Here is a 17,010-nt window from a genome sequence, read left to right as displayed (position 1 = left end):
CAGTCCCTTGCAAAATAAAAAACAGATCGTCAAAAAATCATCACAGAATACGCGTTGGCTCAAAAAAATAATGGAACGTTGTTTTAATATGGTTGACCACTAAACACCCACAGCGCACACTACCGCTATTATTTTCAGAGCAGGTTCACGACTATGTCCAAAAAGATTGCCGTGATTGGCGAATGCATGATTGAGCTGTCACAGAAAGGCGCCGATGTTCAGCGCGGATTCGGTGGCGACACGTTGAATACATCCGTTTATATCGCCCGCCAGGTCGATTCTGCGGCATTATCCGTTCACTATGTCACAGCGCTGGGCACTGATAATTTCAGCCAGCAAATGCTGGATTCCTGGCAGGGTGAAAACGTCGACACCTCCCTGACGCAACGCATGGAGAACCGTCTGCCGGGTCTCTACTACATTGAGACCGACAGCACTGGCGAGCGCACGTTCTACTACTGGCGTAATGAAGCCGCCGCGAAATTCTGGCTGGAGAGCGAGCAGTCTGCCGCGATCTGCGAGGAGCTGGCGACATTCGATTACCTGTATCTGAGCGGCATCAGTCTTGCAATCCTGAGTCCAACCAGCCGCGAGAAGTTATTGACCCTGCTGCGCGAGTGTCGCGCCAACGGCGGAAAAGTCATTTTTGACAACAACTACCGTCCTCGCCTGTGGGCAAGTATTGAAGAGACGCAGCAGGTGTACCAGCAAATGCTGGAATGCACCGACATCGCCTTCCTGACGCTGGATGATGAAGACGCGCTGTGGGGTGTAAAACCGGTTGAGGACGTGTTTGCACGCACCCATGCGGCGGGCGTACAGGAAGTGGTGGTAAAACGCGGTGCGGACTCTTGCCTGGTCTCAATTCAAGGTGAAGAACTGATTGACGTCGCAGCGGTGAAACTGCCGAAAGAGAAGGTGATTGACACTACCGCTGCGGGCGACTCTTTCAGCGCAGGCTATCTGGCTGTGCGTTTGACTGGCGGCACTGCGGTTGATGCAGCAAAACGCGGACATCTGACCGCCAGCACCGTCATCCAGCATCGCGGGGCAATCATCCCACGCGACGCAATGCCTCAGTAATGCTCATTATCAGGCCTACAAGAGCGTAGGCCTGATAAGTGTAACGCCATCAGGCATCACACCATCGCCGGATGGCAGCGTTAACGCCTTATCCTGCCTACTGTGCCGCCGGGATATCGGTCACTTCAGGATGCGACTCATCCATTTCTACGCTGGTCGTGGCTGCCGCTGAGGCTACAGGTGCCATGATTTGATCCCATGTTGCCTGTAAATCCTTCATGTTGAACTCTGGCTCGCCTTTCGGTTGCAGCAGAATCAGTGCCATATCCTGCGATAACTGCTGACGAAGATCCTGATTCAGCATTTCAACAGTGAGGCTGTTGAGGAAGTCCTGGCGTAGTTTCTGATACTGCTCAGGGGCGATATCCACCACCTGATTTTGCAGCGAACGCATGCGTTGGCTAATCAGGATGTCAGTATCGGTACGCGCGTAGGTCGCAAACAGCTTCTGCAATTCCAGACTCTTTTGCGCCACCAGCGCGTTAAATTCCTCTTCCGGCAGGCCATCGTTGCGAACTTTCGCCAGCTCACGCGCCACCATCCCCAGATTCGCATTCAGCCTGTCGTTGGCTGACTCGATGTTGATCGCGCACTGGGCGCGCAGGAACAGTACCCGGCAGTCGAAGCCCAGACCAATTTTCGCGTTGTTCTTGCTCAACGTTTGCTGAACATGCCAGAACAGCGCTTCACGGGCTAAATCAGCACGCCAGTAGCGCAGCAATGCGGAAGATTCGCGGATAGGTTGCCACGGCGTGTCCCACATAATGGAAAGACGATCCTGGCGTACGGCATCCGTCATGATACTGACCGCTTCCGCACGTAACGGTGAAAGGGTCGGTACTGGCGCAGGTGTTTCACGCTTACCTTTTAATTCGCCAAAGGTTTTATTGATTTGCTCTGCAACCGAACGCGCATCAACGTTGCCGACAATAATCAGCGTCATCGCGTCCGGGGTGTACCATTTCTGGTAGAAATCTTCAATTTTCGCCGCATCGACCGGCTGTTTCAGCGGGTCTGCGGGGTCATGGCCTAACAATGCCGACCCTTTCAGACGATAGCGCCACCACCCTTCTTTGGTGTCCATCGGCCAGGTCGTGACCATATCTTCGCTGCTCAGCGCGTAATTCACCGTTTCCGGCGTGATCGTTAGGTTACCTGAGACAGTGGCCAGGTAAGAGAGTGCTTCTTTAAGCAGATCGTTACGGCTATTCGGCAAGCTGAGGTTATACAGCGTGGAATCGTAGGAAACGATAACTGGCGGCATCGGGCGTTTAGGATCAAACCCCTGCTGCCAAAGTGAACGTGCTTGCGCGGCCTCCAGGCCGCCGCTTTGCGTCAGCGCAATACGCGGGATAGCATGGCTGAAACCGCTCTGTTGTGTGCTCTCAGCGAGAGAACCGGTATTGACCAGCAGGCGAACCTCAATTCGGTCGCTGGGGCGCTGCGGAGTGGCTAACACTTGCCACTGTAAACCATTTGCCAGCGTCCCCTGTTGCCATGCTGGATCGGGCTGGAGCGCATCAGCCTGCACATAGCCGGCAGTGGCCATCACCAGCAAACCGCCTGCTAAAAGTCGAATTTTTGTGCCCTGCATGTGAACCCCTGATCAACAATCCTGGTAATAAAAAGACAATCCTGAAAAAGGCTTATCTGAATATGACGTTAAAAACACTTCGTGTTAGACCGCAAGAACATGGAAATGTCACGGATGAAGTGTAAAAAAACCGAAGCCGCCCGATAAGGCGATTCTGGTGCAGGGGTCAATTATGCGCAAACACCCGCAGTCCTGGAAGGGACTGCGGGCATTAGAGGCGAGATTAAGAGGATATTTCGTGCGATTTGCCTTCCGGCGCACGATTATTCAGCACATCGTCGAGTTTTTTGTGGTCCAGTTCTTTCACCCATTTGGCGACCACGACTGTCGCCACGCCGTTACCGACCAGGTTGGTCAACGCACGAGCTTCAGACATAAAGCGGTCAATACCGAGGATCAGCGCCAGACCCGCAACCGGTAAATGCCCGACGGCGGAGATGGTGGCAGCCAGAACGATAAAGCCACTTCCGGTAACCCCTGCGGCCCCTTTCGAGGAGAGCAGCAACACCACCAATAGCGTTATCTGATGGAAAATATCCATATGGCTGTTCGTCGCCTGCGCGATAAACACCGCCGCCATGGTCAGATAGATGGATGTGCCATCCAGGTTGAATGAATAGCCGGTTGGAATAACCAACCCGACGACCGACTTCCGACAGCCCAGTTTTTCCATCTTGTCGAGCATACGCGGCAACGCAGACTCGGAAGAAGAGGTCCCCAGTACAATCAGCAGCTCTTCACGGATGTAGCGAATAAATTTGAAAATGCTGAAGCCGGTTGCACGGGCGATCCCACCCAGTACAACCACCACGAACAGGATACAGGTGATATAGAAGCAGATGATCAACTGCCCTAACTGCACCAGCGACCCCACGCCGTATTTGCCGATGGTAAAGGCCATCGCGCCAAACGCACCGATAGGCGCCAGACGCATGATCATATTGATGATGCCGAAGATGACCTGCGAGAAGCTTTCAATCACGTTGAAAATCATCTGTCCTTTGCTGCCCAGGCGATGGAGAGCAAAACCGAACATCACGGCAAACAGCAAGACCTGCAGGATGTTACCGCTGGCAAATGCACCGATAACGCTACCTGGGATGATATCCATCAGGAAGCCCACGATCCCCTGGTCCTTCGCCTGCTCAGCGTAAATCGCGACAGCTTTGGCATCCAGAGTTGCCGGATCGACGTTCATCCCGGCGCCAGGTTGCACCACGTTAACAATGATGAGGCCGATGATCAGCGCGATAGTACTGACGACTTCAAAGTACAGCAGCGCAACCGCACCTGTGCGGCCAACGGCTTTCATACTTTCCATGCCTGCAATGCCGGTCACGACAGTACAGAAGATGACAGGAGCGATGACCATCTTAATGAGCTTAACGAACGCGTCGCCAAGCGGTTTCATTTGAGCGCCTAATTCAGGGTAGTAATGGCCAAGGAGTATACCAATGGCGATTGCTGTCAGGACCTGAAAGTAAAGGCTTTTGAACAGAGAGGTTTTCATAGGGTGTCCTTGAAGTAAAAACCACAGGCCTTGTAAGGTTATGATTGACCTGCGGCCTTAAAATAACACCCCGACAACATGACAGAAATGTACCTGGATCATAATTGAAACAAAAATGTTAAAAAGTTTGAACTGGCTCGCACAAGCCCGACCTTTTTTAACTTTTGTAATCAGGCGATACGTCTTTCAGGTAACGATCTTCAAACACTTCAGCAGGAACAGGACGGGCAAATAAGAAACCTTGCGCCACTTCGACACCCGCTTTTGCCAGCCAGTCACGCTGCGCTTCCGTCTCCACGCCTTCTGCAATCATCTGTAAATTGAGGCTACGCGCCATCAGGATAATTGCGGTAACCATGCTGTTATCTTCCGGTAGCCCTTCAACAAACATTTTATCGATTTTGAGCACATCGACCGGCAGCGACTTCATGTGTTGTAGCTGGCGTAACCCCGCGTATCCCATACCAAAATCGTCCAGCGCAATACGGACGCCTGCGTTACGTAATGGGCGTAAGATCGCCACTGCGGCATGAGGGTCGTCAATCCGGCGGCTTTCTGTCACTTCCAGAATCAATGTGCCCGGCTCAATGCGGTAACGGTTTAACAACTCCAGCAGATCCGACACCATACTCGGGTGCATAAGCTGCAACGCGGAGAGATTCACGGAAAGCGGCATCATCTGACCGCGCTCTTGCCAGGCCGAAAGCTGACGACAGGACTCTTCCAGCACCCAATGGCCGACCGTCACCATCAGGCCACAGGATTCAATGCGTTCAATCAACCCTTCAGGCAGTTCCCAGCTTCCATCCGGCTGCTGCATACGCAACAACGCTTCTGCGCTCAGCACCTTGCCACTGGACATCTCCACCTGCGGCTGTAACCAAATGGAGAACTGGTGATTATCCAGCGCGCTAAGAATATCGCTCTCTTCAGTCAGGCGTTGCTGCGCCAGCTCCATCTGTTTCGGATCAAAGAACTGAATTTGATTTTTGCCTTTTCGCCGCGCGGTAAAGGCGGCGGACACCGCGCGACCGTACAGCTGTTCCGCACTCAGATCGCCATAAAACATCGCAACGCCAATGCTACAACTGGGACGCAGTTGTATGCTTTCGATCGGCAGTCGCTCATTAATAATAGTGAGTACTTGCTGACCTAATGTTATCGCATGCCACGGCTCTTTGACGCCGTGCGCGATGATCGCAAAGTCGTAACCGCTCACCTGGGTGAGCACCATTCTCGGCGCCAGCACGGATTTCATCTTTTCCACCAGCGTCAGCAGCAGGATTTCCCGCTGCGTCTCTTTAAGCACGCCAGCGGTATCCCGCAGTGTTTCGCACGTCACGATCATCAATGCCGTCGTCTGTTGGCGCGCCACCACCTGCTCCAGCATCCCCATCAGGAACGCTTTATTCGGCAACTCTGAAACCGGAAAACGCATCGCGTTGTCCGTTTGTTCTTCGTTGTAACGCAGCAAAATCTGCTGGTTCAGGTTGTAACTGCGCACCAGCATGCCAATTTCATCATCCTGATGCAGGCGCGGCAGCGTCAACTGATGCCCAATCAGGTCTTCTTGCGAAACGTTATTGAGCTCACGCGCAATGTTACGCAGCGGGTGCAAAATCAGGCGGTTCACACACCAGGAGATGGCCACCGTGAGCACCAGCGACAAAAGTAAGTAAATGGTCACTAACGTGGAGACGGTACTCATGACAAACTTATACATGCGGAACGAGTCGGCCTGGAGCACCAGATACGCCAGCGGCTGTGGGTTGGCCGGGCGTTCAAGCGAATAAACCGGCAGCGAAATCTGTACCGGCAGCTCGAACAGGCGCGTGATCATGACCGGCACCGGGCGCTCAGGAATAAAGCTGATGCGCAGCGCCTGAAACTGATTAGGCAATACGACATCGGCGCGGCTGACCACCCCGGCAGGTCTAATACTGACAAGAATAGATTCCGCTTCGGGGATATCGCCCTTGAGTATTGCCGCAGACAAAGGTTCCCGAACAGAGCGAGCGATGCTTTCCAGTTGCGTAGCCGTGTTATAGCGGTTCTGCTGTACCAGATGAAACAGCAAAACGGTGCAAAATATAAAAACGAACACCATGACAACAGCCGCAACCATTGCCATCTGCTTAATTGTTAACGAGCGACTGACGCGCAAATTGACTCTCCAGGGATATCTTTAAAAGCCGCCAGAGTATACCCGATCGTGACGGCATTAAGAGAGGCGGTATCTGAAAACTTACCAGTCGGCGTAAGGCACCAGCGGCTGTGGCGGCAAATCCATATCGCCCTGCCAGCCTGCGGCAGAATACCGCGCATACAACAAGAAATGGCTCGGGGTGTAGTCCTTCGCCTCCTGAATATCTATCGCCGTTCCGATAAACCAGTTAGAGGTGATGCGACGTTCAATCAGCGCCCGCGCCGTGTAGCCAAAGCCCTGACTGCTACCGCCATCGTTGGTCTGGGTGCGGGCTTCATCTTGAAAATCTTCTGGGATCAAATTGATCAGCGGGTAACGCGGCATGGTCTTGGTGCGCGAATGCGACCATGACACGGAACCGCCCAGCTCCCACGACCAGTGCTCTGTGCGTTGGCGCCACATCACCGGTACGGCGAATGAGAGATACTCTTGCGGGCTGTAGTAACCGCCCTGACCCAGCGAGTATCCGCTCAGGTCTTTGTCGTAGTGCCAAATCATGTTGTTCAGACCGATGGTGACACGACGATTATTCTCGTTAATGATCTTGTAGTAGTAACCGGTCATCCAGCGCACGCGCCAGTTGTCTTCCACATTCTGCCCGGTGAGCTGATCGCCAGTCAGCGATGCCCAGACGCCGTTCGCTTCGCCTTTGTCATAGCTGAGGCTGACTCCGCCCCCATCCGCACGGACACCGCCCCATGTTTTGTTGGTATTACTTGGCGCATCTTTCTGCCCGCCAAAGGCCAGCAGGGAACTGGAGATAGGACGACGGTGCGCGTTAAGGGTGTATCCCAACGGACCGATGTCGTTGCTGTAACTCACGCCGCCCACGACATCAACAACCTGGAAGCCCATTGGCGTGGTGCCAATATCCCAGCTCCAGGTGTCATTCGCCCAACCCACGGCGACGCTGGCGCCACGATCCGACTGACTGCGGCTGCCGCTACAGTCGGACAAGGTACACGTGCCCCAGTTGTCATCGTATTGCCCGTTAGCATCATCAGAGAAGCTACCCACGTTCACGTTGACCATATCGGTACGAAAGAACATGCGTCCGTCGGAATACGGCGCATCCACATGCAGCATGGTGGTGTGCGCTTTCAGGTCAGAATACCCGCCGGTGCCGCTCGATCCCCAGTAATCATGCTCAAGGGTGACGTTAAGATCCTGCTGACGATATAAATCCGCCGCATCGCTACGTACGCCGCGTTTCAGCCAGTCGTCTTTCTCATCGTTGCGCGTCAAACGGGTAAATGTATCGTTATCCTCGGGACGTGTTGGCGTGATCCCCGCAGCGACCATCGCATCTTTGTAGGTGTCGAGCGCCTGCTCTGGTTCGCCCGCCTGCGCCTGAATCGCGGCAGCGTCACGCAGCACCATCGCATTTTCCATTGACGGCGGCTGCGATTTCGCCTGCGGTACAATTTTATTGAACGTCTGCTGCGCGCTCGCAGTGTCGCCCAACTGCATCTGCGCCAGCGCGATACGATGCTGCATATTGATGGACGACGTTTCTCCAGCTCCAGTCGCCGGCAGTTTTGCCAGTTCGGCGCGTGCCGCCGCTTTATCCCCCTGAGCGAGATAGACTTCCGTCAAACCAAGACGGGCATCAACATTATTCGGCTCGCGAGCCAGAACCGCCTCATACGCCGCGCGTGCGGTTGTGTATTCCCGGCGCTGCTGCGCCCAGTCGGCAAGCGTTAAATCAATACGTGTGGAGGCGGGTTGCTGTCGGAGTAACTCTTCCGCTTCCCGCTCTTTGCCGCTGTCACGCAGACGATTAGCGGTTTCCAGCACCTGATTGCTTTGCAACCGGTCTGCCAGTTCCTGAATGTTGCTGTTCCATTGACTGCGCGGCAGGCTGTTAATATGCGCCATAGCCGCACGATCCTGATCGTTACCGGAGAGGTAAAGTCCGTAGGCGTAAACCTGTTCCGGGTCATTGGGCTTCTGGCGCGCCAGCGCGCTCATTTGCGCATCGGCCTGACTGCGCTGCCCGGCGCTCCATAAATCGCGTGATAAACGATAAGTGATCCAGACGCTGCCCGGATCCATTGCCAGTCGGCGACGGTGAAGTTCAGCGGCTTGTGCCCAGCTCCCCTGATTTTCCAGCGCTTCTGCTTGCTGCGCCAGGCGATCGTTTTCCAGGCTGCGCTCAATGTCATCAATACTGCGACGCTGGCTGGTGGAGAGCGAGGCGATAAATGCCGAGGCTTTCTCCGGGGATTGCTGCCGATAAATATTCGCTAACCCGCGCACCGCGTTGCTGTTGCTGCTGTCCATGCGCAGCGTTTGTTGATAGTACCGTTCGGCGGCGGCGTAATCTTTACGCGCCATCGTCACATCACCCAGCCCCAACACCGCATAGCTGTCGGCGTTATCAATGTTTCTCGCCTGCTGATAAAGACGCTCTGCCTGGTCTGGATTATTGGCTTTCAGGGCGGCGTCACCCTGCTGAATTGACAGCCAGTAACGGTTGACTTTGAGCAGGCTTTCCCACTTATCACGGCTGCTGCTTTGCGGGTCCATCTCAAGGGCTTTCTGAAATTGCACCACGGCGCGCGCGCGATCGCCACGCTGTGAATAGGCCTGACCCAGCGCGCCAACGGCTTCGCTGTCGTTATGGTTTGCGCTGACCGCCTGCTGTAATTCCGTCACTGCTTTGCCGCCTTGTCCGGCGTCAACTGCGGCCATCCCCTGGGCTCTTGCTCTGAAAGCGGGATCGGCCAGCTGTTTTTGTTGATCATTCAGCTTACCGCGCGCCGCATTGACGCTGTCGCCTTCGCTGAACACCGTCAGGTACTTTTGCAGTGCCTGCACGCTGGATTCACTCACCGGTAAATCTTTGATCTGCTTATACCAGATATCCGCCGCCGCGTTGCGTCCACTGCTGGATTTCGCCATCTGTTCTAATACCGCAAACCCTTCTTCGCGCCGTCCGTTGTCAAACATCAGCTGCGCCAGTGAGTTTTGTAAACCGTTGTTGCCCGGGTTGCTGGCATTGATTTTTTTGAGCTGATTAATGGCGTCATTGCGTCGTGCGGGTAATTTCGCCACCGTCGTCCAGTATTCGACGGCCAGTTCACCGTCCGGCGGATTTCCCTTGAACAGCTTATCGTAAGCGGCAATCGCCTCTTCCGGATGCCCGGTGGTGGCCTGCAGGCGCGCCTCCTGCAAGGACTGTCTTCCCTCCGGCGTGGAGAGCAGCATGGTCGTGCGGGACGATTTATACGCGGTGGAGCTCGGCGCTAACTGGGAGAGTCGGTCAAGCTGCTTCTGTGCCCCTGCGATATCGCCCTGACGCAGTAAATAGCGAAAACGGGCGGCAATCACGTCCGGATTATTCGGGTTCATCAGTTCCAGACGGTACAAAGACTGGCGAACCAGATCTTCACGGTGCGAGGCTTCGCCGAGCCGCACCTGCTCCAGCAGTTGCTGTTGCGCGGAAGGCGCAGCATGAACCATCGGCATTAACGTCAGGCCGAGCGATATACTGAGTAAACTTAGTGTGAACTTGCGCATTCCTGGCCCCAGTCAGGTAGTAACTCACCACGAAGGGTGAAGCGAAAACGATGCTGATCCCAGCCTTGTCCAAATAGGGTCAGCACGTAGCTGTAATAGGCATCGCTGCCAGGAAAGTCGTCGGTCACACGCTGTCGCTGCACCGCTGTCGCATCGCGGTTTTGCAGGAAAGGCAGCATAGCGGCAGAGAAGCCTACCGGGCCATTGCCCTGCGCTTTGCCGCTGGCGACGTCCACTTTCTCCGGCGGAAGGCCGTTTTTTGTTGTCAGGGTAGCCATCGGTTTAAATCGCGCGAGCAGACGCGCTTTTTGCGGGTCGCCATCATGCAGCATGCCCGCCCACATATAGACGCGAATGGCATCGTAGCTGCTGACCAGCGTTTTTTCCGGCTTCAACTGCCAGCCTTTGTTTTTCTCATAACGCACCCAGTCCGGCGAAAAGCCTTTCGGGGCCGTTTCCAGCAGCAAACGAAAATTGGTTTCGCGCAGAGTGGTCCACGGTGCGCCAAAACGGGTAAAGTACTGCGCCAGTTGCGGCGGTAAATAGCTGGGATTAAAACGCCAGCTTGCCGTTTCCGCGAAACCCACTTTACCTGGCAACAGCATGGAGCCCAGCCCCGGCACGGTGACCACTTCCTCACGGGCAATCCGTTTTAACAGCGCAGTGCCGATGTCGGTATAGCGCGGCGCTTTCCACAGTCTGCCAGCTTCCAGTAAAGACCAGGCAATCCAGACATCGGCGTCAGACGCGGAGTTACTGTCTAGTACGCTCCACGTTTTCGGGTCTTTTTGCCCCCAGAGCCAGGCAGGTAGATGCTCCTGCAAAGCACCTTGCGCCAGGTTGTTCTGCGTCCAGTCCAGCAGAAGATCAAACGCCGGGCGGTCATTCGCGGCGAGGGCAAAGAACAACGCGTAACTTTGCCCTTCCGAGGTGGAGATTTTACGCGCATCACTGGGATCGATTACCCGCCCTTGCTGGCTGATGTAATCTTTTTTGAACTGTGTCCAGGCAGGCCATGTGCAGGCTGCCTGCACATTCACGGCGGCCACCATTAACACCGTTAACGTCCATCCACGAAGCGCGTTCATCGTTAATTACTCATTGTCCGGATCAAGACGGCGGCGGCTAATGATACGCAGCAGACGCCACAGCACCCAGGCCAGAAGCACGACACTCACCGCCGCCAGAATGGCCAGCAGTACCGGGTGATTCGACAGGGCATACCACAGACGTTCAAACCACGGTAAATGCCCGACGTAGTAAACATCCCCTACCCGCAGGCTGTTAACACCGGACTCACGAATCACTGAAACAGAACCAAACATCGCCGCCCGTTTTCCGCTGTCGTTCATCGCTTCGTTCAGTAACGTATAACCGCGTGGGCTATCGGCCAACAACGCAATCACACTTCGCTGATCGTTAAACGGCGACTGGAAGCCCACCACGGCCGCCATAGGGCCAGAGGAGGTCAGGGTCGTACGCACATCCGCCGCGCGATCGGCCATATCCGGCATAATGCTCGGGAATGCAGTCTGGCGCGTCGGGGTGTTTACCCAGCTCTGCGTCGCCTGCACCAGCAGATCGATTCGCTTATCATCTTTCAGCTTATCGGGGATGCTGCCGATTAACATGATGTCAACGTCTTTGCCCTGAATCTGGCTGCTATCGTCGGTGATGTTCAGGTTAATGGACGGGAATCCTGTTTGCGCCCCTATCGTCCCGGTCACATCCAGCAGCGTTTCCATCTGCGCTTCGTTCGGGGTTTTCGGCATGACCATGATGGTTTCGGACAGGTCAGCCATACGGCTGAACGGGAAACCCGCATTCGCGAAAGCACGCAGGTCCGGCATCGCGATAAAGTGGTAATACTTCGAGAAGTCGATAGTGGAATCGTCGCTGATCACGACATGGTTCTGTACCGGCTGGAAAGTGACGCAATTATCAACCGATCCCCCCGGCATCGGGTTCATATACTGGAAGTCAAAGCGCAGCTGGTTCATCGCACCCAGTTTCAACGCCGGGATCGCGACATCTGTTTTGCCGTCCAGCAGCCCTTGCAGGACAGGCAGACGCAGCAACAGGCGATTGCTTTCCTGCGCGCTGTTCAGACTAAACGCTTGCAGGAACTGGTTATTCAGGCTGATATCCATCCGCGAACTGTCTTTCTGCGGCGGCGTGGTGTAACGGTAGTTGAGGTTCATATCAATACCGGTACTGCGTAACAGATAAAGATCCGGCGGCAGGTTCAGCGACATGTTGATCGGCGCAGGCTCCAGCCCCGTTGACTGTAACTGCTCCTCATAGGTTTTCAGCTCACCAAAGGTCACCGCGCGGTCAGTACGTACCCAGTTCGGCGCGTCATAGGGCTGACGTGCCAGCAGCGGTTTCACTTCATTGACCACTACGCTATCGCCACGGAACAGAATATTCCCCTGAGCGATCCCTTTCGCTGCCTGTAACAGGTCTTTGTCATCACGGCCAAAGACCACCAGCAGTTTCACATACGGGTTATCCGGATGGTTCATCATCTCGATAACCGGCGCTTTCACCGCCGGATGCTCGCGCAGGAAGTCAGGACGTTTGTCGTTAGTGGCAAAGACAATCGCATTACGATCCGGCAGTTTGTTATACATCACCGGGAATTGCTGGCCGCGCCAGCCCGAACGCGAACCAAACCAGGAAGAGACGATCGACGCCGCCTGTTGCAGTTCCCGGTCCGGTGATTGTGCAAATACCATTGGCAAGGTAACAGGACGATTATCTCGCGGGTCAAAGAACGGGATCGGGAAGTGCGAGAGATCGTTGTTTACCGGCAGCGTCTGGTAGGTCAGATTTAGTGCGCTGCTGCGACCGACATCCAGCCACAACGTGCTGCTGGCCGGGTTTTCGCAGACATCACGGTAGTGCCCGACAAACTCCAGACGCACCCGGTTAAAATCGGTGATAAACAACGGGTTGATCGGCATCTGGGCCAGCGTTTTTTTACCCAGTTGCTCTTTGGTGATAGGCAATACACCCATCAATTCATCGTTCAGGTAAACCTTTAGCTGAGACTGTATCGGGAACAGCGACGGCGAAGGGGTGTATTCGAGGTTCAACACCGCTTTCGAAACCACTTCATCGCTACGCATCCCGAACTCAATCCCCCCGTTCGGATTGACGCCGCGCAGAACCATGCTGCCCGGCGGCGGCGCAATTTGCGCAAAGGTGAGCTTCACGTCACGGGAAGGCGCATTCTGCGCGACTATAGGCGCGTTTGCCCCTGCCACACCCGGCATCACCTGCCCGACAGGCTGATTTTCATCTGCCGGCGCAGGCACAGCTGGCGCCTCTTCTGGCTCAGCATTTACCAGTGGTTGCATTGCAGGCGTCGCCTGCGTCATGAAAGCAGGGAAAGCGCTCATCCCTATTGCCACTGCACAAATCCAGGAAAGTTTTCTTTTCATCGCGTTATCATCATTGTTGAGCCATAACCTGATCCGGCTGTTGTACCGCCACGCCCCGCTCTGGGCGACGTGGAATAAACGACACAATCCAGGAAATCAGCGTCGTCAGAGACCGGAAAATTACTTTGACGGAAGACGGGGCAAACTCGGCGAGGTGCCGATAACCACGGAAGCCCAGCTTCAGAATATCCAACAGGCTTTCCAGAGGTTTATCTTCCGGGAAGCTGTCCTGCCAAAGCGCCCAGGTGTCTGCCCGGGCGAACGTGCACTGTACAAAATCAATATGTTGTTTCGTGGTCAATGGCATCAGTTGCAGCCCCACTTCATTACCCAGCACGCGCACGACCTGCGTTGGGAAGACATATTCCTGCTGGCCGCGTTTGAGCAATAAATTCACCTTCTGCCCTTCCAGCACCTGCGCCCGCCCGTTGATCTTGATCCCCAGACCGCCGTCGGAGAAGTCATGTACGGTGCACGAGAACAGATGACCATCTTCACGGGCAATCGCGGCAGGCATTGAGATTTCAACACGATGCGCCCGTCGGACCTGTTTGCTCTCCACGGAGACGGCCACCGCGCCGCCGAGAATAATCAGGTTGTAGAAAACCCATACCAGGCTGACGATCACGGTGAGTATTTCGTTTTCAGGGCCGTAGTAGTAACGCCAGACGCCTACCGCTACGCCCAACAGGTTGAGCAAGACCAGGAAGATATAAGGCCGGGAGATAACCCAGTCCACGTACTCTTCTTCGACCAACCCGCCTTTTGCCGTTACGTTAAACTTCCCTTTGTGCGGGTTGATCAACGCCACCATCGTCGGCGGGGCGATATACCAGGCCAGCACCGTTTCGTAGATTTCACTCCAGAACGAGTGGCGGTATTTCCCCTGAATCTTCGAGTTGGTCAAGCTGGCGTGGACCATGTGCGGCAACACGAACAACGCAATCATCAGCGCAGGGGCATAGATGATATAGGCGTGTAACAGCAAGAAGGCCAGCGGCGCCGTGAGGAAGATAAGCCGGGGAATACCGGACAAAAAGTGGAACATGGCGTTCACATAGCACAACCGTTGCGCCAGTTTTAAGCCTTTACCGGTGAGCGGATTGTCCAGACGGAAGATTTGCACCATCCCACGCGCCCAACGAATACGCTGCCCGATATGCGCCGACAGACTTTCTGTCGCCAACCCTGCCGCCTGCGGAATACGCATATACGCAGAGGTATAACCACGGCGGTGTAAACGCAGCGAAGTATGGGCGTCTTCGGTCACAGTTTCTACCGCGATGCCGCCAATCTCATCTAACGGTTTACGGCGGATCACCGCGCACGAACCGCAGAAGAAAGTGGCATCCCACATATCGTTGCCATCCTGTACCAGCCCATAGAACAGCGTCCCTTCGTTCGGCGTTTTGCGAAAACGTCCCAGGTTGCGTTCAAACGGGTCCGGCGAGAAGAAATGGTGCGGCGTCTGCATCATCGCGAGCTGTTTCTCTTTGAGGAACCAGCCCATCGTCATTTGCAGGAACGAGCGCGTCGGCACGTGGTCGCAGTCAAAGATCGATACAAACTCGCCCTTCGCATACTTCAGCGCGTTGTTAATGTTCCCGGCTTTCGCGTGTTCATGAGTGGTACGGGCGATGTATTGCACCCCGACGGTCTGAGCAAACTGGCGGAACTCTTCTCGCCCGCCATCATCCAGAATCCAGATCGTCACCTTATCTTTTGGCCAGTCGATACCCAGTGACGCATAAATGGTGTTTTTCACGACGCTGAGATCTTCGTTGTATGTAGGCACAAAGATATCGACGGTCGGCCATTGCGCCATATCTTTTGGCAGCGGGACAGGTTGACGATTAAGCGGCCAAATCACCTGGAAGTAACCCAGCACCAGTACTATCCAGGCGTAGGTTTCGGCAAACAGTAAAACGAGACCGCAGACCAGACTCACCGGGTCATCCCAGTTCAGCGTCGAGGTGTAGCGCCACCAGATATAACGGCAAGACACCGTCAGCGACAACACAATCAGCATCAGAGCCGAGAAACGTCCCGGCAGTCGGCGCACCCACAACGCCACGCCCCACAGCAGAATCAGGAAGATAAACTGCGACAGCGGGTTAAACGGCTGGGTAATACAAATCACCGCTAAAATCAGCGAAAACGTCACGATAATGCCGAGAATGAATCGACGTGCCCCAGTACTGAGATGCCCTAACTCTTTCTGCGAGTCCAGGTGGTGAGTGCGTTGACTCACGCGCTCAGGTAACGCATCCATCCATTGATGATAGCGGCCACGTACACCCTGGAAACGGGCAAAGGACCGCCAGCGCGGTTCTTTATTTTCTTTTCGCTGTGAGGTTGCCATCAGCCAGAGCGTTTGAATGGCGTAGCGGGCAGGATCCAAAGGGCGCGGACGGGTGGCGTTAATATGCGGATACAGCGCTTTATGCTGACCGCGAATACGCTGCCAGCGCGGATGTTCAAGCGGGATAAACACCCATGCCAGAATCACCCAAAAACAGCCCATCGCGGCGCTGAAACATGAAGCACCATGACGACGATACCCCTGATAACGCTCGCTCAGGCGCGCGCTAACCGGCGGAATGAGCAACCACCGGGACAGGAGACTCATGATGGGCTCCCGACAGGCGTTTTATGATCGGCATAATGCAACAGACACCAGTTTGCCAGCGTCAGGATCTCTTCTGCCGCCAGCGAATCACTGCGATATTCTCCCAGCGGCTGTTTCGATGCCATGCACTCCGCCATCGCTTCATCCCGATGAATGATCATCGGCAGCAGACGACGCTGGCTTTGCAGCCAAATCTGGTACAGGTCATCCTGCAACTGGCTGCCAATACGTAAGTCATTAATCAGAATATGCGCGCCAGTAGGCAGCGCCTGCTGGTGAAGACGGATATGGCAGTTGGTGTCTGCTTTCACTACGGCCAGCGTATGATCGCAAAGATTCACCCACTGGCGGGTTACCGGTGAGGTGTCAGAGGGCAGGTCCAGCAAAATCCATGAATAGCGTCCACTCTCTTTCAGCGCGGAGATCCCCTCGCAAACACCGCCCAGTCTATCCTGCCACTCCTGAGGGTTTTCACGCTCTTGCGCACTCAGTTGACCAAATGGCAACAGGTCGAGTTGCGAGGTGTAGCGCATTCCGGCATCACGCCAGTCGCGGTTATCCAGTATCGCCCTCGCCCACCCTTCACGATGAACAAAGTCCACGTTGAATGACAGGCGCAACAAATTATCGGGACTGGCATCCACGACAAGTACGTTTTCCCCTAATATCTGCAACGCCCAGGCGAGTGCCGAAGTGATCGACGTGGTACCCACACCACCGCGCACGCCCTGCAATCCCAGAATAGCCATCCACGGCTCCCTTATTGTTGTTGCGCAAATTCAGCCAGCAACGGCCAGCGTTTAATCGCCGCAGAGAGCTGCTCGCGTTGGGAAATATCGGTGTAATCTATTTCAGGCAGCGAAAATGCCTGACTTAAGGCCAGAAAATCATTTTGGAAGGTATAGCCCAAAGCTGAATCAGACTGAGTACCTGGTTCATTGTTATACATTCTGATTTATCCCTTTTGAATATACTCGCCACGCTTCAGACATTTTTCTGGCAGCATTCCGTCCCTTCCCA

The 17,010-nt window shown here is 54.9% G+C and carries 10 protein-coding genes; 1 reads left to right on the top strand and 9 read right to left on the bottom strand.

Annotated features, from left to right (window positions below; genetic code table 11):
- The first annotated feature begins 153 nt into the window (after positions 1–153).
- Positions 154–1,083: a 2-dehydro-3-deoxygluconokinase gene (gene kdgK / locus AC07NP_RS04205; RefSeq protein ID WP_203359649.1), complete on the top strand. Its 930-nt coding sequence runs from the start codon at positions 154–156 to the stop codon at positions 1,081–1,083.
- Positions 1,084–1,180: 97 nt separating this feature from the next.
- Here kdgK and AC07NP_RS04200 read toward each other — a convergent pair whose 3' ends face one another.
- The 9 genes from AC07NP_RS04200 to bcsR form a co-directional block, all read right to left on the bottom strand.
- Positions 1,181–2,677, bottom strand: a complete 1,497-nt coding sequence (locus AC07NP_RS04200; RefSeq protein ID WP_494659671.1) for a M16 family metallopeptidase — start codon at positions 2,675–2,677, stop codon at positions 1,181–1,183.
- Positions 2,678–2,900: 223 nt separating this feature from the next.
- Positions 2,901–4,187, bottom strand: a complete 1,287-nt coding sequence (locus tag AC07NP_RS04195; RefSeq protein WP_203359647.1) for a dicarboxylate/amino acid:cation symporter — start codon at positions 4,185–4,187, stop codon at positions 2,901–2,903.
- 157 nt (positions 4,188–4,344) lie between these two features.
- Positions 4,345–6,351: a biofilm formation regulator HmsP gene (gene hmsP, locus AC07NP_RS04190; RefSeq protein ID WP_494659670.1), complete on the bottom strand. Its 2,007-nt coding sequence runs from the start codon at positions 6,349–6,351 to the stop codon at positions 4,345–4,347.
- An 81-nt stretch (positions 6,352–6,432) separates the two neighbouring features.
- Complete coding sequence (gene bcsC / locus AC07NP_RS04185) at positions 6,433–9,915, bottom strand: cellulose synthase complex outer membrane protein BcsC (protein ID WP_494659669.1); 3,483 nt, start codon at positions 9,913–9,915, stop codon at positions 6,433–6,435.
- Positions 9,897–11,003 (bottom strand): cellulose synthase complex periplasmic endoglucanase BcsZ, encoded by a 1,107-nt coding sequence (gene bcsZ, locus AC07NP_RS04180; protein WP_494659668.1) that lies wholly within the window; start codon positions 11,001–11,003, stop codon positions 9,897–9,899. Before bcsZ ends, bcsC begins: the two co-directional genes overlap by 19 nt.
- 6 nt (positions 11,004–11,009) lie before the next feature.
- A complete protein-coding gene (gene bcsB, locus AC07NP_RS04175; RefSeq protein WP_494659667.1) occupies positions 11,010–13,361 on the bottom strand; it encodes a cellulose biosynthesis cyclic di-GMP-binding regulatory protein BcsB in 2,352 nt (783 codons plus the stop codon).
- 10 nt (positions 13,362–13,371) lie between these two features.
- Positions 13,372–15,990, bottom strand: coding sequence for a UDP-forming cellulose synthase catalytic subunit (gene bcsA, locus AC07NP_RS04170; RefSeq protein WP_494659666.1), 2,619 nt, complete (start codon positions 15,988–15,990; stop codon positions 13,372–13,374).
- Positions 15,987–16,739, bottom strand: a complete 753-nt coding sequence (gene bcsQ / locus AC07NP_RS04165) for a cellulose biosynthesis protein BcsQ (RefSeq protein WP_494659665.1) — start codon at positions 16,737–16,739, stop codon at positions 15,987–15,989. The genes bcsA and bcsQ overlap by 4 nt, the downstream gene beginning before the upstream one ends.
- An 11-nt stretch (positions 16,740–16,750) precedes the next feature.
- Positions 16,751–16,939, bottom strand: a complete 189-nt coding sequence (gene bcsR / locus AC07NP_RS04160) for a cellulose biosynthesis protein BcsR (RefSeq protein WP_162382606.1) — start codon at positions 16,937–16,939, stop codon at positions 16,751–16,753.
- Positions 16,940–17,010: the final 71 nt, after the last annotated feature.

The sequence above is a fragment of the Citrobacter sp. GW821-FHT07H02 genome (assembly GCF_059418505.1).
Note: the sequence above shows the minus strand (reverse complement) of the source record. Positions and strands in the feature narration are given on the sequence as shown.